Below are 20,108 nucleotides of genomic sequence, written 5' to 3'. Positions count from 1 at the left end.
CTCAAAAACTTACAGAAAGAATCCTAACTAGTTATTTGAAAAAAACTCTAGAGGGAATTCCCAGTATATAATTAAAATACAGATAAAGGTTGAATTTTGCAGCTGATAAGTAAAATACTTTTAGTTAAATTCTGAATATTAACATACTTATTTACCATTATGGGGAGGATTTTGTAAGTGGAGGATATTAATTTTTATACACTATTAATAGTAGTATGTTTCGGATTTCTTGCTTCTTTTATTGATTCAGTAGTGGGAGGAGGAGGACTAATCTCTATACCAGCTTTGTTATTTTCAGGTCTCCCGCCTTCAGTTGCTATCGCTACTAATAAGTTAGCCAGTACAATGGGTACATTAACGAGTACGATTTCCTTTATAAGATCAGGAAAAGTTAATTTTCAGTTAGTATCTAAATTGTTTCCGATTGTTTTTATAGGGTCCTTATTGGGTGCTTTAGTTGTCAATTTTATTTCATCTGAATTATTAAAACCATTAATATTAATTCTTTTAGTAGGTGTAGCTATTTACACTATTTTGAAGAAAAACTGGGGTAATGAATCTACTTATAAAAAACTGACTTGGAAAAAAGCCATTCTTTTTTCTTTTGTAATATTCGCTATTGGTTTTTATGATGGATTTTTAGGTGCAGGAACGGGTTCATTTATTTTATTTGCTTTTTTGATAATAGGCTTCGATTTTTTACAATCTGCAGGAAATGCAAAATTTCTTAATTTCGGCAGTAACATTGCAGCTCTAATTATGTTTCTTTTTCTTCATAAAATTAATTTTTTATATGGTGTACCAATGGGTATATCAATGATATTAGGAGCACTTGTGGGATCGAACTTCGCAATTAAAAAAGGTGTTACCTATGTGAGAATGTTATTTATTTTAGTTACTGTTATCTTAATAGGAAAAAATATCTTTGATTTTATAATGCATTATTGAAGATGGCGGTATGAAAAAAGAAAAAAGTTAATGTATCGAGGTATACGAAATTCATCATACATATGAAAGTTTTGAATGAAAGAGCAGGATGACTCCTGCTCTTTTTCCTTTTAATTGGCTAGATTAAACGCAGACGGTTATTCCTTGGGAAAAACAAAAAAAAATTCTTCTATCCATTGATTAGCTTGGCTTTAGCCGGGTTTTTATCACCCTGTTGGGCTTGTCAGGTTTTAAAAAGGTATGCTACGTTTATAATGTTTTGTTTCACCTGATTGCGGGGTAATAAAGATAGGATCAGTAAATAATACTTAGGAATCACCTCAATCTATCTGCAACACATAATAAACATATTGGAAGACGTAATGGAAGAACTAAAATAAAGGTTTAGGATACTTTGAAGAAATAAAAGTTTTTTTTCGATTGTGATAATATTCACAATAGAGCTGTATGAAGGGGAATCATTTCTCTAAATAGTCTGCAGAAAATACCAACCACAGCCCAAGGATATATCACTAACCACTTTGGCTGGTATGATCTGTTGGTAGTTTCTCTTTTTGTTGCTTTTTGTATTATTTTTAGTCCAATCGGCAAAAATAAGTGAAGAAAACCATCGGAAAAGCTGAATTTCATCCTTCTTTCTTGGTTTACAATGATATTTGGCGCTGATATGGATATTGGTCTAGTCTTTTAAGGTCCAGTTGAACCAATCAGCCACTATGCCATTAGCTCTCCATCAGGTGAAACAGAAACCCCCAGACTTTTAGAGAAGCATTACGCTATACATTCTGGGATTGCACGCTTGGACCGTTTATCCGCTTGTATCATGTGGATTTGATCATTAAGGAGTTGATATTATTAAATGAAGTTCAACAAGAAAAAAATTAACGTTGTAGACATTCAAAAAGCGAAGAAAAGCGTGTTTGCTACAGGGATAGGAAACGCGATGGAATGGTTTGATTTTGCTTTATATTCTTATTTGGCAGTTATTATTAGTAAAAACTTTTTCAGTCCGGTTCAAAACGATGAATTAAAGTTAATATTTACTTTTGCTACATTTGCAATTGCCTTTTTACTTAGACCGGTAGGCGGAATTATTTTTGGTAAAATGGGTGATAAATTTGGCCGGAAAATGGTATTAACAATTACTATTTTAATGATGGCTTTATCTACTTTAATAATTGGTGTACTTCCTACCTATGATCAGATTGGTGTATGGGCCCCTATATTATTACTCTTAGCTCGTATTCTGCAAGGTTTTTCTGTGGGTGGAGAGTACGCTGGTGCAATGGTATATATCGCTGAATCTTCTCCAGATAATAAACGTATAAGGTTAGGCAGTGGTTTAGAAATCGGCACATTATCTGGTTATATCGTAGCTTCTGTTTTAGTTACAGTACTTTTCTGGGCTTTATCTGATGTTCAAATGAATAGTTGGGGATGGAGGATTCCTTTCTTCTTAAGTATTCCAATCGGATTATTTGGTTTGTATTTGAGAAGTCATTTAGATGAATCACCAATCTTTGAAAATGACATCTCTGAAAACCAAGAACAACAACCAGGTTTATTAGAAGTAATTAAAACATATAAAAAAGATATCTTTTTATGTATCGTATTTGTGGCGTTTTTCAATATAACCAATTACCTATTGTTAGGTTATATGCCTTCTTATTTAGATGAGAACCTTGGTATAAGTGATAATATAAGTACACCGGTTACAGCAATTGTATTGATTATTATGGTACCGTTCGCTTTAACTTTTGGTAAACTGGGAGATAAAATAGGAAATAAAAAAGTTATAACAATTGGATTAGTATTAGGAATTGTATTTTCGATTATCTCTTTCCAATTTCTTAATATGGGGAGTATAACATTCTTATTTATAGGACTTTTATTGTTAGGTATTGTATTATCTGTATACGAAGGTACTATGCCAGGATCTTTACCTACGTTGTTCCATACTGACATTAGATATCGTACTTTATCCTGGACATTCAACTTATCGGTTTCTATTTTTGGCGGAACAACACCTTTAGTTGCTTCTTGGTTAACCCATGTGACAAGAAACAATTTGGCGCCAGGCTTCTATTTATTGGCAGTTAGTTTAATTGGCTTAATCGTTGTGTTAACCTTATTTAAAGATACTTCAGGTAAATCTTTAAAAGGTTCTTACCCAACAGTTGCTTCTAAAGCTGAGTTTCAAGAAGCTGTTGAAAATCCAAAAGATTCACTGTGGTGGAAAATGGAGCAAACAGAAAAGGAATGAAAAAAGCATCCATTTAATTGACCGACTACTCGACATACAGACTTAGAATAAGCCGGGATTTTCCGAGCAGCAATGACTGCAGCTCTTTTATATTCTGGAGGGCTTACTGCTTTGCAAAAGCAGCGTTGCTATTCTCGATCGTCATTATTTAATTAGTTGTATCCTAATAATAAAACATTGACGCAAGAACGAAGAGAAATTAAAAGGTCCGAGCAATACAGCAAAATAAGAAGCAAGAAGCCTTGTTATGCCAGTTCTTCTCCCGGAGGAGAGCTGGCTTTTTATTTATCTATATGGGGAACTTGTACGCTAATCAATTAAAGGTTTTTTGGATATGAAGAGGGTGAAGTGGTGAAAAAATGGAGTTTGTTGTGGAGTCAGCTTTTCAATTAGGGACATCTCAACAACAAAATAATAACCAGCCCGATTAAAAAGCTGGTATTATACACTTTTACGACTCACAATACATCATCACTTTATTGAGGGCCCAGCGGGTGAATAAGCGGTGGAGGTTCAAAAGATGTAATATGTGTCCGTTGTAAAGGCAACTGAACCGTGTCCAAGACGTTCCATTATCAATAGGTAATCTTCCCCTTGGGTGATAAGCAGAGCAACGTATGAATGTCTAAAATCATGTAAACGTATAGGAGTAAGATCGCTGCCTTTGCGAAGATCATTTACGTTCCAGCTGAAAATATCCTTTGATGACGGTTTATTTTTCTATTGAAATAAATAAGTATTCACTGAATGTGGATTTATTCGAGTGCCAGTTTAAATGCAGGTAGCGACGCTCATTTAATGTTTTTTGAGGACTGCCTGTTTTTCGATCGATGGAATGCCAATTTAAAAGTCAATATGATCAATATGATTTTTCCGAGACATTGCAGGGTTTATAAATAAAAAGGTTTCAAAAACATCAAGTTTTTGAAACCGAATACGAAATATTGTTATACCCTAAATCAACAATATGAAAAAATGCTAATTCCCGAGATATTGTGATAAGTGCACCATTACATCATCATTTTGTTTTGAAGTGCCAACGGTAATTCTGATACTCGTCGGAAATTCTGGATTATTCCCCGAGCGAATAATAAATCCCTCAGATAATAAATGATCAGTAATCTTTTCTGGCGGTTTTCCTATATCGATAAAAATAAAATTTCCTTGAGAAGGAAAATAATTTAAACCGTACCGCCAGCAAAATCTATAAAAATGCTCTAATTCTTTTCGGTTTTTTGGTGACATTCTTTTATAAAATTCTGATCTTCTACCGCTGCTGCAGCTGCTGCCTGAGCTAATCTCGATGTATTGAATGTTTCTCTGGCTGCTTCCAAAAGTTTAATGATTTCACTATGTGCAATGCCATAACCAATGCGTAATGCTGCTAAACCATAGGCTTTGGAAAAGGTACGTGTGCTGATTAGATTCGGATAATCCTTCATTAAATGAATAGAGTTCGGGAAATCCCTTGCCTCAACATATTCATAATAAGCCTCGTCACATACTACAAGAACATTTTGGTTAACTGAATTTAGTAAATGGATAAGTTCTTGCTGGCGTACATATTCCCCTGTCGGATTGTTAGGATTACAGATCCAAATAACCCGTGTATTGTCATCAACCGCATCAATCATTTTTTCTATATGATGCCGTCCATTTACATGTGGAACTTCATGATATCGGCACCTTCCATAACTGCATTCCTTTTATATTGAGGAAAAGAAAGGCTTGATAAAACAGCATTTGTCCCTGTCCCTAGAAAGGCCCTGCATATGATACGAATTAATTCATCTGTTCCATTACTAAATACTAGGTTCTCTCGTTGAGAAGTGTAAGAATCTAAAATGGTTTACAGATCTTCATACCTCTTCCTTGGAGCAGCTTACACTTGCAAACTTTATTGAGGATCGTTATCTAGAACACCATATTAGTAAAATGAAAAAAGTGTATAAGAAACGTCGTGAGGCTTTAAAACAAAGTCTGAATCGTGAATTTGGAGATGAGGTCAAGATATTTGGGGATTCGACAGGTCTCCATTTAATAGCCAGTTTTGAAAATGTCATTTTTTCTGAACAGGTGCTGAAAAAGTTAGATCAGCATAAAATTAAAATTTACCCGGTTGAACGCCATACGATCCAGAAAGGGGTTCATAAAAACAAAATTATTTTAGGTTACGGAAATTTAGCTGAGAAAGAAATAGAAGAAGGGATACGAAGGCTGAAAGCTGCTTTGTCTGCAAATGCATTAACAATATAAAGCGCTGTACTTCAATAGCTAATTATCTGAAAATTTAAATTAAAAATCAGTCTAACATGCAACATTCTATGATATATTTCCAAAAACCCCGAATGAAAAAAATCCCTAAACAGGGGAGGATCATTTCGGGATGAAACGAATAGAAGAGCTGGTTGCAAGAATGTATCTTTGTGACAATAAAGGTACCTGTGAAGGTTTAGCATCCCAATGATACCAAGGGTTTTAACGCCCTTGGTATTTTTTGTTTTAAATAAGCCGTCTGATCTGTCAGTGAATTCAGGGCGTTAAAGCGCCCGACTGTGGCAGGTACATGATCCTTCATTACTTTTTTGAATGTAACTTCCCCGCATTATTCTTCTTTTAACATTGAATACTTTCGATACGCTTTATAGAAGCTGATGCCGAAGATAACAGCCATAAGGGCGGGAAGCGACCTCAAAAGGGCAAATGGAGTTTCAAATAAAAATGCTTTCCAAAACATTGAGCCTTCCATACTCCACAGACCTTCGGCTAAATATAAACCTGAATCCTTGTAAATCAAATAAGAATAAAACAAGCACAGGAAACCAAAACAAGATGAAAACCTCATTAATCTTTTATAATAATTACTCTTTGATTGGCGATCCGAGAAGATTTCATTTTGACCATCATCTTCTTTTTGCCAATATCGAGTTCCAAGCCCCCACGGGCCATTTATATAACTCCAGCCGAAGTCTTCATAAATTCCTTTGTAATCTTTGAACTTTTTCATTGATAAATAATCTTGATAATCTACACGCATTACATATCTCTTATCGGTTTTTTCGAAGGTGTATATTCCTAATCCGCTAATATTTGTACAACGATAGCCTTTTTGTAATTGCTCGTTCAGCCATTGCTCCTCTTTTTCAATATCAAAAAACATCTTAAATTTCTTCATTCGATTCACTTCCTTCGTACAGGGATAAAATATGCAATAACCTGTTTTGTTCCATTTTCAAAATGGCGCTTCCTTCCGCAGTTATCATATAGACTTTTCTCCGGCCCGACTCTCCGACAGGCTCAATCCAGCCATGCTTATTCAAGTTTTCAATCGCGCCGTATAATGTGCCGGCCGCTAAAATAACAGTACCGTTACTCATCTTTTCTATCTTTTGCATGGCGGCATAGCCATGGAGCGGCTCACGCAGAGCTAATAAAATGTAATGCATGGTTTCAGACAGCGGTAATAATTTATGTTTCATATCCTCACCCTCTATTCAGTTCGACTATATAGTTCAACTTTATAATAATGTAATACAGTTCAACTGAATAGTCAATGGGTTTTTCAAAATTTGTAAAAGGAACTTGAAGTAAAAAAAGAATTTATGGCGGTGCGTAACGGTTCTCCGATGAAACAGTGCCGTTGATTTTTGTTTTTTAGAAATCAAAGGTGCTCATTACAAAAAAGGTAGAAGAAATGAAAAATATAGTTGACTTAAGCAACTGATTCGATTACGATGGAAAAAGTTGCTTAAGTCAATCTTTTGGAGGAGGTACATTAATTTGGAAACAAAACGTGTTTTGGCATTCAGACAATTTAATAGATTTTATACAGATATTTTGGGTTTTCTGAATGAACACATTTATGACAGTCCATTCTCTTTAACAGAAACCAGGATTTTATACGAAATTTATAATACGCCCGATTGTACAGCAAAAATCATTCAAGAAAGATTAGACCTGGACAGAGGATATGTAAGCAGAATTATCAGAAAATTCGAAGAGGAAGGATTCATATATAAGCAAAAATGCAAAGAAGACGGACGTAATCATTTCCTTTATGCCACCGAGTCAGGGAAAAGTCTTTATAAAAGTCTGGAGAAAAAAGCCAATCAGCAAGTTGAATATATCCTTGAATGCATAGACAAAGAGGAACAAGAAAAACTTGTAGATTCAATGGAAACCATTCAACACATTTTGCAGCATTCTTTTTATGATAAAGAATCTCCGATTTCAATAAGAGACTATTATACTTCAGAGGATGTCAAAAACATAATTGAAAAACAGCGATTATTTTATGCCAAATCCCATGGGTGGGATGACACATTCTTATCTTATCTTCGCGATACGTTTAAAGCTGATATTGAAAAAATATGGGTGGCGGAAAGCGGGAATACATTTGCGGGTTGTATCGGCTTAGTGAATGACGGTGAAAAAACAGGACAGTTAAGATGGTTTTTAGTCGATCCGTCTTTTCAAAGAAAAGGTGTCGGCAGCCGTCTGATGAAGGAACTTGTTCAATATTGTAAAGAAAATGGATACGAGCGCATATTTCTTTGGACGGTAAAAGACATGTCAACAGCCCGGCCATTGTATAAAAAAACCGGATTTGAAATAACAGAAATTCATGAAGAGAAACCTTTATGGGGATCAAATTTAATAGAAGAGCGCTGGGATTTGGAATTATAAATAAAAGTGAGGGGGGGATAGGATGCGAATAAAATATCACTACGCATGGATCATTGTTTTTGTGAGTTTTTTAACCTTATTAGCGGTTCAAGGGGCACGTCTTTCATTTGGAGCTTTTGTTGAACCGTGGGAAAAAGATTTTTCTATGAACAGAGGAACAATCTCACTTATTTCTACTCTGAGTTTTATCATATATGGCCTATCTCAGCCCATAATAGGGAGGCTGGTTGATAAACTAGGCCCCAAAATGATTTTGTCAGTCAGCACTTTCTTGGTCGGGCTTAGCTTTATTTTAACTTCTTTTGTGAATCATCCATGGCAATTATTTATCCTTTAAGGAGTTGTTATCTCCGTCGGTGTTGGAGGGGCATCTAATGTAGCCGCAACAGTTGTGGTTACAAATTGGTTTAATGAAAAACGCGGGCTTGCTTTTGGAATTATGGAGGCGGGGTTGGCGCTGGTCAGATGCTTCTTGTTCCCGGCTCTCTCATTTTGATTCAATGGTTTGACTGGAAGTTAACTGTAGTGATTTTGGGTCTGCTTTTAATGGTTATTGTGTTTCCTGTCATCCTGTTATTTTTACGGAATCATCCCGGCGAGATGGGGTTATCTCCTATGGGCGGCTTTATGAAAGAAGAAGCTGGAAGTGGGCAGCATACGACCGGCATTTCTGTTTGGGAAGTATTTTGCAAGAAACAATTCTGGTTTTTAATATTACCCTTTGCGATATGCGGTTTTACAACTACAGGCCTGATGGATACTCACCTTATTCCTTTTTCTCATGACCATGGGTTTTCAACAAGTGTAACCAGTGCTGCAGTTAGTGTGTTGGCGGGATTTAATATTTTGGGGATAATCATTTCAGGAATTGCGGCAGACCGCTGGAGCAGTAAAAAGATGCTTATTCTTTTATATGTCATCCGCGCATTATCAATTTGCATCCTGTTATACAGTCATCATCCGGTTATATTACTTATTTTTGCAATTCTGTTTGGGCTGGTTGATTTTGCAACTGTAGCTCCTGCCCAAATGTTAGCCACGCAATATTTTAAGCAATATTCAGTTGGTTTTATTTTAGGCTGGTTATTCCTGAGCCATCAGATAGGATCGGCGCTGGGCGCTTATGTACCGGGTTTTCTTTATAGTGAAATGGGTAACTATGATCTTTCGTTTTATTTCTCAATGATTATTTTGTTGGGAGCGGCAATATTGACTTTCTTACTGCCTGAAACGGTGAAAATAAAAAAAGAGCAAAAGCCGGAGACCGATTCAGCTTCATATTAATCAGTCCTCGGGCCGTATCTAAAAATACCAAGGGTTTTTCCACCCTTGGTATTTTGTCTGTTCTTATTTGTTGTTCCAGTTTTTCTCTATAAATTCAATCGCAGGCTGTAAGTTGGTTTTGTTCGCAATTTCAATGACAGCGGGAACGACGGCAGGGTCCGTTTTGGAGAAGTTCGGAATCCGCGGATCTAATCGGAAAAAACGATCTCCCAGAAGATTCGCACTGACCATGGATTCATAGTAACCATTTCCGCCAGCAATTATCTGAAGAAATGGCAGTAAAGGTTCATTAGGCGACCTGTCCAAAAGGACTCCCCAATTTGGCGGAAGGTTCTTCAGATTTTCGGGACGTATGTTATCTGCACTTACCATTCCCCATCCCCTCGTATCTCTTCTTAAACGGGTCGGGGCTTCACCTGTTCCGATGGACAATACCGCAATTTGATCCAATGGCACGTTGGCTTTACCAACTGCAAACGCGATACTGGCTGTACTGGGGTTCGTTGCTACTACATATCCGTCCACATAGTTTTGATAGGCGCGTTGCGTCGCAGGGGCACCGCTGCTCCGCAGTATGACATCACTCACTTTCTCATTTAAATAGGGAGAGCCGGGAAAGTTGTGAAATAATACAGGAGTCCAACGATCCAGTTTTGGAGAGTATAATTTGAATGAAGGGACAACAATTCGCTTTCTTAAATCTTTGAGGCGAAGATCTGCCGGGAAAAAATTTCGTACCGCTTTAATAAAACCGGAATATGGTAATTGTTGATTGAAAACAGGTCCGCCCGGCCGGGAAACGCTGAATGCGGGCAGGATTTTTTCCTTAAAATAGCGGAATGTCTCATGCGGCGATCTTCCGCTGGCTAATGCAAGGGCAGTGAATGAACCGATTGAATTTCCTGAAAACACGTGGGTTCGGCTTATTAAAGTGGGATTTTGTTTAACCAATCTGTTCAATAGCTGTAAACTTAAAGCACCTAACGTACCTCCCCCATCAAAGGTCATGATCCGATATTTTGCCAAAGCTGATGTCTCCTTTCTAATGAAAACTATCATTCAGTATATGTTCAACCAGAGTCTATTGTATGGATGAATGGATATCTCTTGATCTTAAAAATTGTTTGATTTATCAATCCAGCGGGATGGGAAAGAATATCTTCTTTAATTGAAGAGGTTTTTCCGGGAAGAAGGAGAATGGTTTAAAAATAAGTGAGACGGCGAAGCATCAAGTTGTGGACAGCTATCCCTAAGGAAAGAATGGACTGGCGCCCGGATTCCGAAGCCATGTCGTGTAAGGAAATGATAAGGCATGTTTTAGAAGCAGAATTTCTTTATCATCAAATGTTACTAAAACATATGAATGAGCCTTCAGAGGAATCTGCTAATCCTTAGGGTGTTGTGAATACCGGGCAAGAAATAACTGATCAAACAGCTGAAAATGATGTCTGGGTCTAGCCTGTAATGATAGACCGAAATTAAGAAAGGTTTAAGGTTAAATATTGAAAATTTTGTTAATATTATAATACATTGTTTGGAAATTTTATCATTTGATAAGGAGTTTTCTAATTGCGTTGGAGTAAATGGTTCAATATTTTTTGTATAGTTGCATTGGGATCAATATATGGTTATAAATTATGGACTAACCAAGAAGTTAACACTACTCGTTTAATAATAGCTTCAGTAGTTGTCTTGTGGAACATTGTTGGACTTTTTAGCAAAGAACCGGTAAAACAAACACAGCAAGCAAATTAAAAGTCAAAAAAGTCGGTACAGAAAAAGGCTGCAGCGTGCAGCATCTCTCAGTCTCGCAAAAAACCAAGGGTTCAGCCCCTTGGTTTTTTTGTGGTTTTCGCAGCTTATTATTTTCAAGTTTATTGCAGGCATCCAGAGTCTGTTGTATGGATAAATGAAAATTGAGGCTGAAATGTGTTGGTTAACCAAATGAATAGTCCAAGCTGGAGTCTTTTATATACATAGTATGAAGAGATTAAAAAATATGAGAAGGAGTGGTCGTTCATGTATTATAACCCAGGTGAGAATCACGTTCAGAAAAAACCATACGACGAAGCCTGTGACCTTGGCCATGATTTTGATATGGCGGAAGACGAAGCAAGAGCAGAAGCTGCAAGAGAAGCAGAAGCGAGAGCAAGAGCGGAAGAGGCAATAGCAAGAGCGGAAGAAGCAAGAGCCAGAACAGCAGAAGCAGAAAGACTAGCAGCAGAAGCAAAGGTAAAAGCGGCAAAAGCAGCAGCAAAAGCGAAATGTAAAAAACATCATAAGAAAGAGAAAAAACATGATTGCAAACGTAAACACAAGAAGAAAAAATAGGAGAAATTCCGGCCCAAGGCTGCAAAAACGATAAAGAAAAAGATTCTTGTTGGAGATCAAACAGGAAGATTACTCAGCTGGTGCGGCAAAAAGGGCGCATAGCAGGATAAACAAAAACTTTCCTATGAGCTTCCATAGCCGGGTCAGTATATCACGCCAATCATATTAAAAAGATAGGAGAGACAAGAGTTTCGGCAACCTGCCGCTCTTGTCTTTTTTGTGTTTTTATATCATCTTCGCGTATTTCTATTTATTTTTAAGTCAGCAGATCATCCGTCTAAGAATTTGTCCAAATCCTGCATATACTGGAATCGGAATCAAATGTTTATGGGGAGTGAAACAGATGGGATCAGCACAGTTAACAGGGCGCGTCATCTTCAAAGGGGACCCCGGCTATGCACAGGCGGTTAAGAATTGGAACCCTTATGTTGATGTCTGTCCGCTTGTCTTTGTTTTTGCACAAAATTCATACGATGTAAGTAATGCGATTAAATGGGCGCGTGAGAATAATGTGCCTTTGCGTGTCAGAAGCGGCCGCCATGCTCTGGATAGAAACCTTTCAGTCGTAAGTGATGGAATAGTTATTGATGTGAGTGACATGAATAAAGTTTTATTAGATGAAAAAAACGCGATTGCAACCGTTCAAACCGGCATTCATGTTGGCCCGCTTGTGAAAGGATTGGCCCGGGATGGTTTTATGGCTCCGTTTGGAGACAGTCCGACAGTGGGAATCGGAGGAATTACGATGGGCGGCGGGTTTGGCGTGCTTTCACGATCAATCGGCCTGATAAGTGATAACCTTCTCGCACTGAAAATGGTAGATGCAAAAGGCAGGATCATTCAAGCAAATCAATCTCACAATGAAGATTTACTATGGGCTTCCAGAGGCGGCGGGGGAGGCAACTTCGGATATAATACCCAATACACGTTCAAAGTTCACCGTGCTCCTAAAACCGCAACCGTCTTTAATATTATTTGGCCATGGGAGCAGTTGGAGACGGTCTTTAAAGCTTGGCAAAAATGGGCGCCGTTTACAGACGAACGATTGGGATGCTACCTTGAGATTTACAGCAAAGTAAATGGCTTGTGCCATGCGGAAGGATTGTTCCTCGGTTCAAAACCTGAGCTGATTCAATTATTAAAACCTTTATTAAATGCCGGAACCCCGACACGAACAATTATCAAAACATTATACTATCCGGATTGCATAGATTTCCTGGACCCTGATGAACCGATTCCGGGAAGATCTGATCAGAGTGTTAAATTCTCCTCGGCATGGGCGCTAAATCTTTGGCCGGAAAAACCTATTTCAGTGATGAGACAATTTTTAGAAAAAGCCACCGGAACAGAAACAAATTTCTTTTTTATCAATTGGGGCGGTGCGATAAGCAGAGTTCCCAGCAGCGAAACAGCCTTCTTTTGGCGCCGGCCGCTGTTTTATACGGAATGGAATGCCAGTTGGGAAAATAAATCACAAGAAGCCTCGAACCTTGCATCAGTTGAAAGAGTGCGTCAGCTGATGAAACCATATGTAACTGGTTCATACGTCAATGTTCCGGATCAGAATATTGAAAATTTTGGGAAAGCATATTATGGCTCAAACTTTGCAAGGCTTCGAAAAATAAAGGCGAAATACGATCCCGAAAATGTATTTCGTTTTCCGCAAAGCATACCGCCATCCAATCAATAGTTTATTCGTTTTGTTACACAAAATAAAAACGCTTAGTGCTGAACCTCATCCAGTTGGAACACACCAGAACATTCAGGTGTGTTTTTATTTTTAGCCCTGCCGTCAGTGATGTGTCAAGAATGGTCTTGCAGAAAAAACACTGCTCTGGCCTATCCGTTTTTCACTGATGAACATTCCGTTATTCAGTTATATCCCAATGCGGATTCCAAACGATTTCCCATAGGTGCCCATCGGGGTCTTGGAAGTGACCGGAGTATCCGCCCCAAAAAGTATCATGAGCGGGATCAGTTATCGTTGCTCCTGCCTGTTTTGCCTGTTCCATGACTTTATCGACTTCAGCTTTACTCGTAACATTATGTCCTAATGTAAATTCTGCCGGGCTTGGTGCAGTTAAAGCAACGTTTGTCTCATGTGCGATGTCTTTACGATTCCAAATGGTCAGTTTCAGTCCTGTTTGTAAGTCAAAAAAGGCGACGGCGCCATGTTCAATCTCTTTTCCGACTATTCCCTCAGTAGGCAGTCCGAGGCCGTCCCGATAGAAGCGAAGTGATCGTTCCAGATGATCTACGCCTAAAGTGATGACTGTAACCCGCGGTTTCATAAACATATAACCTCCCAAGCTGATGATAAGACAATGATATCAAGTTTCATTATTGCGCTGCAGCATCATATAGAAAAAGATTTTGACATTTCAGTAAAGAACCTATATATTCATATATGAGCACATAATCATATATGATTATTTTTGTATCCATGTTAGAATGCTTCATAACAGAAAAGAAATAATAAATGCAGTGTATGAGATAAGGAGGAGATTTTTTATGGGTCATAATCACAATCACGCCGGCGGGTCCAATAAGAAGGTTTTATTGATCTCTTTTATCGTGATTACAGGTTATATGATAATAGAAGCGATAGGCGGATTTGTAACCAATAGTTTAGCGCTTTTGTCAGATGCCGGTCATATGCTGAGTGACTCAATCTCATTAATGGTTGCTCTGATTGCTTTTAAATTGGCCGAAAAAAAGGCAAGTCATCATAAGACATTCGGCTATAAACGATTTGAGATTCTCGCAGCTGTGATAAACGGTGTTGCCTTAATATTGATTTCCCTTTATATCATTTATGAAGCAATCAAACGTTTCTCTCATCCGCCAGAAGTGGCAACAACGGGCATGCTTATCATTAGTATCATCGGGTTAGCTGTGAATATATTGGTCGCTTGGATTATGCTGAACGGCGGAGATACAAAGAATAACCTGAACATAAGGGGAGCTTATTTACATGTAATAAGTGATATGCTCGGCTCTGTAGGTGCCATTCTGGCTGCGGTGCTTATCATCTTCTTCGGGTGGGGCTGGGCAGACCCATTGGCCAGTGTCATTGTAGCTGTTCTTGTTTTAAGAAGCGGTTACCATGTGACGAAAGATTCCATTCACGTATTAATGGAAGGAACTCCGGAAAATATTGACGTGACTGACATCATCCATACGATTGAAGAGACAGAGGGCATTCAGCATATTCATGATTTACATATATGGTCTATCACAAGCGGGTTGAATGCTCTTTCCTGCCACGCTGTTGTTGACGATCAGCTGACCATTTCAGAAAGCGAACATATTTTACGCAAAATTGAACATGAGCTTGAGCATAAAGGCATTACGCATGTAACGATTCAAATGGAAACAGCAGCGCATAATCACGACAATGCAATCCTTTGTCAGGCAAAAATTGAGCAGACGGACGGCCACCATCATCATTAAATTTTTATCTGATTTGAATGCAGAGATGGATGAAAGCCTCCTGATGCTCCAAAGCTTTCCGGGATGTATACGCTTGGTAAGAAAATTTACAGAGAATTGTTTAGCTCACGCACATAGAAAAGCTCCTTGTTAAAGGAGCTTTTCGATTGTTTACATATGGTTCATATAAAATGTTTGCTTTCACTTTTTGTTCAGCCTTTCTCCTTTAATCCTTTCGATTACAAGCCGAAATAGTTCAAACAACAAGAAGTTAAAAAACATCCAAACTCCGCCATATACATATCCGCCCACTATGTCGCTTGGAAGAACGCTTGTCCATTTCATATTTACAATCGCGAGACCTATTAATAACAGTAATCCAAATAAAGGAGCCGCAACGGTCACATAATGTGTGTTTGAATGACGAACAAGCAAAAATATGCAAGTTCCATAAATGATCATCATCATAGCGGCATTCAGATCCGGAAAATCGGCAGAATGAAATTTCCCCTTAAAACCAATCGTTCGAAGGATAGAGAAGGCCTCCATAATAAATTCACGAAAAGGGGCTCCCCCGAGTATGGAAACCGACAATAATAGATACTCCAGCAGCCTATTCTGATTCTTGAACCAAATGACTAATAGGGTTAAAATGATGAGGCCGGCAAGGGCAGCCGGTTGTTGAAAAATGAATAATTCTTTCATCCAGTCCATATAAAAGGCAGTATAAACGATATATTCCGCAATTTGATTAAACTGGGCAACGTCATTTGCAAGATAATCCTGAGCTAAGCCAAACATCAGGATCACAAATCCAATTAAAACTGACGTGAGGCAAGTAAGGAATATTTCAGTGGCTCTTATCGTTCTGAATCGATTTGTTAACCTCGTCAGCCATTGGATAAAAAAGTTTTTAATCTGGATTTTATAAAATCTAAAAAGAAGATATCCCGTTAACAAAACAGCCAGAACAAGAAGAAAAATGATTAAATATTTGCTTGCTGCCTGATGTAAGGTTTCCCATTTAGGCCCCAATAATTTCCCTAAAGTAATAAAACAGCTTCCCCACAAAATGGCCCCAATGTAAGCAGGAATAATAAATGTCTGGAATGACATTCTGGAACTTCCTGATACATAACCGGCAAAATGCCTGACCCCGGGAATGAAATAAGCAAACACAAGTAATTTACTTCCTGACCGTTGAAACCAAGCCGCTGTTTTTTGATACCTTTCGGGCCCTAAGTGAACATACTTTCCATACCTCTCGATTAATCTATATCCTCCGAGTCGGCCAATCCAGTACGTAATTGTTATTCCTGCGCCCGTGGAAATAAAAGCCGTTAACAGTGCTAAAACATAATTCATTTTCCCTTGATAAACGAAATACCCTGCATAGCTCATGATCAATTCAGCTGAAATCGGAATAGCTAAAAGCTCTAAAATAATACCTAAAAATAAAATCAAATAACTATGTTGTTCAAATAATGTGATTAAATGTGACATAAACGCCTCCGGATTCGTCTAACACCGTTACTTGATCCGCAATGTATCATTATTTTTTTAGTGAGTTTAGCATTTTCAGAAACTGTAAGTTTTTAATAGGAACAAGTTTATTGTATAGAGTAAGGATGCCCGATTCTGAAAAAAATATAACATCAGTCCAAGCAATTGCGATGCTTACTAAAAGCGATTTTTTAAGCTTTAACTTTTAATGTAAAGCTGACGGGTTTATGAATTGCTTCGAATTTTTATCGCCCTCTTCTCATTACGTATCAACATATAGCCGGTTTTTGGAACAGAGAACAGTATCATTGAGGGACAATGAGTGAGTGACCTGCGGAAGTTCAAGTTTTCTCAGTCGTACTCATGATAAGGGGGAAATTCCTTAGCGTGGCACATTCTCACTGTAAAAGCATAGGATAACATCATAAAAATTCAAAATTGCGGGGATGAAAAATGTATTATATACCTTTTTCGCATCAATGTTATTATTATGTGAATGTACCGATGTATAACGACGGAAGATCTGTTTATTGGGCTTATCCAAATGACATGGGGTTGCGATCTTCACCCGAAGATAGAAATCTTCTCCTAAAAGATTACGGATCAAAACCATTAGTTGTGAATATCAATAAAGCCGCAAAACAAAATCATACGTTCCGTACTGCCTTATGGACAGGAAAACATTTTCAAATTACTTTGATGAGTATTGGCATTGGGGAAGATATCGGTTTGGAAATCCACCCCCACGTAGATCAATTCTTACGGATTGAGCAAGGCCGGGGAATCGTTAAAATGGGCAGGAGCAAGGAAAATTTAACTTTCCAAAGAAATGTCTATGATGACTTTGCCATTGTTGTACCTGCCGGCACTTGGCACAATGTGATTAATACGGGTAATACGCCGTTAAAACTATATTCAATTTATGCGCCTCCCAACCATCCATTTGGTACGGTTCATGTGACTAAGGCAGATGCAGAGGCTGCGGAAGGTTAGCATAGTATGCTGCGGAGGTTTGACAAACTGGGATTATGCCATTCTGGCTGCCCAAGAGTACGGTAAATAAGGCCGATTTAATATGAATCGGCCTTATTTTTTGTTGGATTTATTTTAACGGTCTTTGATCGCTGCGGGCAATGAATCGGTTTAACGGCCTCAAATTCTCCGAAATACCACGGCACGATTCCAAATATGGCCTTCTTGATTAGGCTTTTCAGCAAAGAAAGAGACCCTCTTTTTTACTTCTACGTTCATTTTGCACATGTTATTGATTTATTTGCGAAGTAACATATAATGGAAATGATGAAATGTAATATCTCGTTGAGAAGGAGATTGAGATGATCATTAAAATGACTTCGTTTCATATGAAAGACTTCAATAAACCAAATGAACCTCTGGTTGTTTTCGGGAGAATTATACCCGCACTTGAAAACAATGTTTGGACATATACTGAGGAACGATTTTCTAAGCCTTATGTTAAGAAATATGAAGATGACGAAATTGACGTCAGTTATGTTGAAGAAGAGGGGAAAGCAGTCTTTTTTTATTATGATGAAAATAACTGCATCGGCCGGATTAAGATACGTTCTAATTGGAATGGATATGCGCTGATAGAGGACATTGCGGTTGCAAAGGACTATCGAAACAATGGGATTGGAACGGCATTATTAAATAAAGGGATTGAATGGGCAAAGGAGAATGATTTTTGCGGTCTCATGCTTGAAACACAAGATATTAATGTATCAGCTTGTCATTTTTATGCTAAACACGGCTTTGTAATAGGCGCAGTTGATACTATGCTTTATTCCAACTTTTCAACGGCAAATGAGATCGCGATTTTTTGGTATTATCAATTTTAACTGCTTGGAAAAAGCAAAACGCTGAGTGTATAACATTTAGGGGAATATCGGTGATTCAATTTCCTAATTTGATATTGATATAGATGATGCTTGGGGACAATTATGCGGAAACTGTAAAAAAGTGGGGATTGTCCTAAGAGCTTATATTAGGCGGGTATTTACAGAAGAGAACGCAGGAAAGTGACGGATACGAAGCAATACAAAAATTCCGAACAAAGCTGACGGTTCAACTTTATCTTGTTTTATTTTATATAAAAAAGGAGTCATAACGTTGCTGAAAAGGTTTTTTCTTGTTTTTCTTACGCTGATAATGTCTGTATTTGCTGTATTCGCGGCTGCTGAAGAGTCTCCCGGCGATCGTGTCATTTCTTTTGACGAGCCTATGATTTTATTGATCTCACTCGGAATCATCTTATGTTTGTTCATTCCTCCATTCGTCATGTCCTTTTTTGGCAGTTTGGTTGTGAGAATCATATCCGGAGTCTATCAATGTTTTATCGTCCTCACGTTTGCGGGGCTCATTCCGATTGGATTTCTGATTCCCAATGGCTTTTTGACAATTCTTGCTGCTGTCCTGGGAACTTTGGTCAGTTCAGCCAGTGTTGCGGTCACCTTATTCGTTGGCAGGACAGAGAACACAAGTAAACTTTCATAAGCGGTTTTGACAACAATAACTCGCGTTCCAAAAACACCAAGTGTCACAGACCCTTGGTGTTTTTTAATTCCGGCAGGACCTTAATGCAAGAGCTTCAGAAAAGAAGGTATAATGGGCGGAGAAGAGGTGTCAGCCAATGAAAATAACCAGAGAGACATTAGAAAATCAGCAAATTTGGATATATGGTGTGTTTCTTGTGATCGGCGGAATAGCGGGGATCGCCGGGAAGGATTCAGGACTCAGCTGGGGCTGGACGATATCACCGCTAATCGCTGTTCTCATGTATGCCATGTTTGCCCAAATCCCATTCTTGAAGCTGAGGGAAGCGATCTCGAACCTCAAGTTTATGGCGGCTTTACTGATCGGTAATTTCTTAGCTGTGCCTGTTGTTGTATGGGGGTTGACCGCCATTTTTCCTCAATCTCCTCCTATATTATTAGGCGTTTGTTTAGTATTGCTTACACCTTGCATTGATTACGTCATCGTCTTTACTCAGCTCGGGAAAGGAAATGAGAAATTAATACTGGCTTCCACGCCGGTTTTGTTCGTCGTTCAGATGGTATTGCTTCCGTTATACTTGTGGCTGTTTATCGGGAAAGAAGTCATAGGGGCTGTTCATGCCGGGCCGTTTCTGGAAGCATTCTTATGTTTAATAGCGGGACCGCTGCTGGCGGCAGTGATGACACAATTGTGGGCTGATAAGAAGCCGGCTGGAGAAAAGATGTTAGAGTGGACGGCGTGGCTGCCTGTTCCTTTTATGGCTCTCGTATTGCTGGCGGTCGTTGCCACACAAATCGGCAAGGTATACAGTGATTTTGAGGTCATTATACGTGTAATTCCGATTTATCTGTTATTCCTGCTCATTATGCCGTTTGTTTCCCGGTTTATCGCATATGCGTTCCGTCTGGATACAGGCGAAGGAAGAGCATTGATCTTCAGCACGGGCACAAGAAATTCTCTCGCAGTCCTTCCGTTAGCGCTGGCCTTGCCGGATGCTTGGGCCTCATTAGCCGCCGCTGTAATCGTCACACAGACGATTGTTGAACTGATAGGCGAATTGATTTATATAAAAGCGGTGCCCAAATGGCTGCTGAAATAAAAAAAATCTGAACTGAAAAAACATACCAAGGGATATTGGTATGTTTTTTTA

The 20,108-nt window shown here is 38.4% G+C and carries 18 protein-coding genes and 5 pseudogenes; 15 read left to right on the top strand and 8 right to left on the bottom strand.

The window, feature by feature from the left end:
• Positions 1–177 precede the first annotated feature (177 nt).
• The 3 genes and pseudogenes from ACQE26_RS01680 to ACQE26_RS01670 all read left to right on the top strand — a co-directional run bounded on the left by ACQE26_RS01680 (position 178) and on the right by ACQE26_RS01670 (position 3,211).
• Positions 178–948: a TSUP family transporter gene (locus ACQE26_RS01680; protein ID WP_016937142.1), complete on the top strand. Its 771-nt coding sequence runs from the start codon at positions 178–180 to the stop codon at positions 946–948.
• 454 nt (positions 949–1,402) lie between these two features.
• Positions 1,403–1,772: pseudogene (locus tag ACQE26_RS01675) on the top strand (BCCT family transporter); the annotation flags it as partial.
• 35 nt (positions 1,773–1,807) lie between these two features.
• Positions 1,808–3,211: an MFS transporter gene (locus ACQE26_RS01670; protein WP_438421262.1), complete on the top strand. Its 1,404-nt coding sequence runs from the start codon at positions 1,808–1,810 to the stop codon at positions 3,209–3,211.
• Between the two features lie 513 nt (positions 3,212–3,724).
• Here ACQE26_RS01670 and ACQE26_RS01665 read toward each other — a convergent pair.
• From ACQE26_RS01665 to ACQE26_RS01655, 3 genes and pseudogenes are all read right to left on the bottom strand, one after another.
• Positions 3,725–3,916: pseudogene (locus ACQE26_RS01665) on the bottom strand (tyrosine-type recombinase/integrase); the annotation flags it as partial.
• A gap of 273 nt (positions 3,917–4,189) precedes the next feature.
• Positions 4,190–4,845, bottom strand: a pseudogene (locus tag ACQE26_RS01660) (pyridoxal phosphate-dependent aminotransferase).
• Between the two features lie 23 nt (positions 4,846–4,868).
• Positions 4,869–4,985 carry a hypothetical protein gene (locus ACQE26_RS01655; protein ID WP_500471438.1) on the bottom strand — a complete coding sequence of 39 codons (117 nt, stop codon included), beginning with the start codon at positions 4,983–4,985 and terminating at the stop codon, positions 4,869–4,871.
• A 98-nt stretch (positions 4,986–5,083) separates the two neighbouring features.
• On the opposite strand from ACQE26_RS01655, the gene ACQE26_RS01650 reads away from it, so the two are divergent.
• Positions 5,084–5,467, top strand: a complete 384-nt coding sequence (locus ACQE26_RS01650; protein ID WP_438421263.1) for an aminotransferase-like domain-containing protein — start codon at positions 5,084–5,086, stop codon at positions 5,465–5,467.
• Between the two features lie 349 nt (positions 5,468–5,816).
• Here ACQE26_RS01650 and ACQE26_RS01645 read toward each other — a convergent pair whose 3' ends face one another.
• Together ACQE26_RS01645 and ACQE26_RS01640 are read right to left on the bottom strand one after the other, a co-directional pair.
• Complete coding sequence (locus ACQE26_RS01645; RefSeq protein WP_500470484.1) at positions 5,817–6,386, bottom strand: DUF2812 domain-containing protein; 570 nt, start codon at positions 6,384–6,386, stop codon at positions 5,817–5,819.
• Positions 6,373–6,690, bottom strand: coding sequence for a PadR family transcriptional regulator (locus tag ACQE26_RS01640; RefSeq protein WP_015416893.1), 318 nt, complete (start codon positions 6,688–6,690; stop codon positions 6,373–6,375). Before ACQE26_RS01640 ends, ACQE26_RS01645 begins: the two co-directional genes overlap by 14 nt.
• 301 nt (positions 6,691–6,991) lie before the next feature.
• On the opposite strand from ACQE26_RS01640, the gene ACQE26_RS01635 reads away from it, so the two are divergent.
• Together ACQE26_RS01635 and ACQE26_RS01630 are read left to right on the top strand one after the other, a co-directional pair.
• Positions 6,992–7,897, top strand: coding sequence for a bifunctional helix-turn-helix transcriptional regulator/GNAT family N-acetyltransferase (locus ACQE26_RS01635; RefSeq protein WP_500470483.1), 906 nt, complete (start codon positions 6,992–6,994; stop codon positions 7,895–7,897).
• Between the two features lie 22 nt (positions 7,898–7,919).
• A pseudogene (locus ACQE26_RS01630) lies at positions 7,920–9,181 on the top strand (MFS transporter).
• Positions 9,182–9,244: 63 nt separating this feature from the next.
• On the opposite strand, the gene cotR reads toward ACQE26_RS01630, so the two are convergent.
• Entirely contained in the window at positions 9,245–10,207 is a 963-nt protein-coding gene (gene cotR, locus ACQE26_RS01625; RefSeq protein ID WP_016937134.1) for a sporulation hydrolase CotR, read from the bottom strand.
• Positions 10,208–10,393: 186 nt separating this feature from the next.
• Between cotR and ACQE26_RS01620 the strand changes: the two are divergent.
• The 4 genes and pseudogenes from ACQE26_RS01620 to ACQE26_RS01605 form a co-directional block, all read left to right on the top strand.
• Positions 10,394–10,573, top strand: a pseudogene (locus ACQE26_RS01620) (DinB family protein); the annotation flags it as partial.
• Positions 10,574–10,750: 177 nt separating this feature from the next.
• Positions 10,751–10,936, top strand: a complete 186-nt coding sequence (locus ACQE26_RS01615; RefSeq protein WP_438421266.1) for a hypothetical protein — start codon at positions 10,751–10,753, stop codon at positions 10,934–10,936.
• Positions 10,937–11,200: 264 nt separating this feature from the next.
• On the top strand, positions 11,201–11,512 hold the full coding sequence (locus ACQE26_RS01610) for a hypothetical protein (RefSeq protein ID WP_500470481.1): 312 nt from the start codon (positions 11,201–11,203) through the stop codon (positions 11,510–11,512).
• A 343-nt stretch (positions 11,513–11,855) separates the two neighbouring features.
• Positions 11,856–13,202: an FAD-binding oxidoreductase gene (locus ACQE26_RS01605; protein ID WP_500470480.1), complete on the top strand. Its 1,347-nt coding sequence runs from the start codon at positions 11,856–11,858 to the stop codon at positions 13,200–13,202.
• Between the two features lie 178 nt (positions 13,203–13,380).
• Here ACQE26_RS01605 and ACQE26_RS01600 read toward each other — a convergent pair whose 3' ends face one another.
• The gene (locus ACQE26_RS01600) at positions 13,381–13,803 is read right to left on the bottom strand and encodes a VOC family protein (protein WP_500470479.1); all 423 of its coding nucleotides are present in this window, start codon (positions 13,801–13,803) and stop codon (positions 13,381–13,383) included.
• Between the two features lie 220 nt (positions 13,804–14,023).
• Here ACQE26_RS01600 and ACQE26_RS01595 point away from each other — a divergent pair, with 220 nt between their 5' ends.
• Positions 14,024–14,965, top strand: a complete 942-nt coding sequence (locus ACQE26_RS01595; protein ID WP_500470478.1) for a cation diffusion facilitator family transporter — start codon at positions 14,024–14,026, stop codon at positions 14,963–14,965.
• Positions 14,966–15,145: 180 nt separating this feature from the next.
• On the opposite strand, the gene ACQE26_RS01590 is transcribed toward ACQE26_RS01595, so the two are convergent.
• Positions 15,146–16,447: a DedA family protein gene (locus tag ACQE26_RS01590; RefSeq protein ID WP_500470477.1), complete on the bottom strand. Its 1,302-nt coding sequence runs from the start codon at positions 16,445–16,447 to the stop codon at positions 15,146–15,148.
• Positions 16,448–16,900: 453 nt separating this feature from the next.
• On the opposite strand from ACQE26_RS01590, the gene ACQE26_RS01585 reads away from it, so the two are divergent.
• The 4 genes from ACQE26_RS01585 (at position 16,901) to ACQE26_RS01570 (ending at position 20,057) form a co-directional block, all read left to right on the top strand.
• Positions 16,901–17,440 (top strand): cupin domain-containing protein, encoded by a 540-nt coding sequence (locus tag ACQE26_RS01585; protein ID WP_060963486.1) that lies wholly within the window; start codon positions 16,901–16,903, stop codon positions 17,438–17,440.
• 341 nt (positions 17,441–17,781) lie between these two features.
• The gene (gene satA / locus ACQE26_RS01580) at positions 17,782–18,303 is read left to right on the top strand and encodes a streptothricin N-acetyltransferase SatA (RefSeq protein WP_045926968.1); all 522 of its coding nucleotides are present in this window, start codon (positions 17,782–17,784) and stop codon (positions 18,301–18,303) included.
• 271 nt (positions 18,304–18,574) lie between these two features.
• Positions 18,575–18,958 carry a YdeH family membrane protein gene (locus tag ACQE26_RS01575; protein ID WP_500470475.1) on the top strand — a complete coding sequence of 128 codons (384 nt, stop codon included), beginning with the start codon at positions 18,575–18,577 and terminating at the stop codon, positions 18,956–18,958.
• Between the two features lie 136 nt (positions 18,959–19,094).
• Entirely contained in the window at positions 19,095–20,057 is a 963-nt protein-coding gene (locus tag ACQE26_RS01570) for an arsenic resistance protein (protein WP_045926966.1), read from the top strand.
• Positions 20,058–20,108: the final 51 nt, after the last annotated feature.

This window comes from Bacillus sp. 5RYD7K, from assembly GCF_059831465.1.
This window is presented reverse-complemented; position numbering and strand designations above follow the sequence as displayed.

Bases quoted from the DNA above. Each gene is read 5' to 3' on its own strand.
- ACQE26_RS01670 (WP_438421262.1), top strand. From the start codon at position 1,808: ATGAAGTTCAACAAGAAAAAAATTAACGTTGTAGACATTCAAAAAGCG.
- ACQE26_RS01645 (WP_500470484.1), bottom strand. From the start codon at position 6,386: ATGAAGAAATTTAAGATGTTTTTTGATATTGAAAAAGAGGAGCAATGG.
- ACQE26_RS01640 (WP_015416893.1), bottom strand. From the start codon at position 6,690: ATGAAACATAAATTATTACCGCTGTCTGAAACCATGCATTACATTTTA.
- ACQE26_RS01610 (WP_500470481.1), top strand. From the start codon at position 11,201: ATGTATTATAACCCAGGTGAGAATCACGTTCAGAAAAAACCATACGAC.
- ACQE26_RS01605 (WP_500470480.1), top strand. From the start codon at position 11,856: ATGGGATCAGCACAGTTAACAGGGCGCGTCATCTTCAAAGGGGACCCC.
- ACQE26_RS01600 (WP_500470479.1), bottom strand. From the start codon at position 13,803: ATGAAACCGCGGGTTACAGTCATCACTTTAGGCGTAGATCATCTGGAA.
- ACQE26_RS01595 (WP_500470478.1), top strand. From the start codon at position 14,024: ATGGGTCATAATCACAATCACGCCGGCGGGTCCAATAAGAAGGTTTTA.
- ACQE26_RS01590 (WP_500470477.1), bottom strand. From the start codon at position 16,447: ATGTCACATTTAATCACATTATTTGAACAACATAGTTATTTGATTTTA.
- ACQE26_RS01585 (WP_060963486.1), top strand. From the start codon at position 16,901: ATGTATTATATACCTTTTTCGCATCAATGTTATTATTATGTGAATGTA.
- satA (WP_045926968.1), top strand. From the start codon at position 17,782: ATGATCATTAAAATGACTTCGTTTCATATGAAAGACTTCAATAAACCA.
- ACQE26_RS01570 (WP_045926966.1), top strand. From the start codon at position 19,095: ATGAAAATAACCAGAGAGACATTAGAAAATCAGCAAATTTGGATATAT.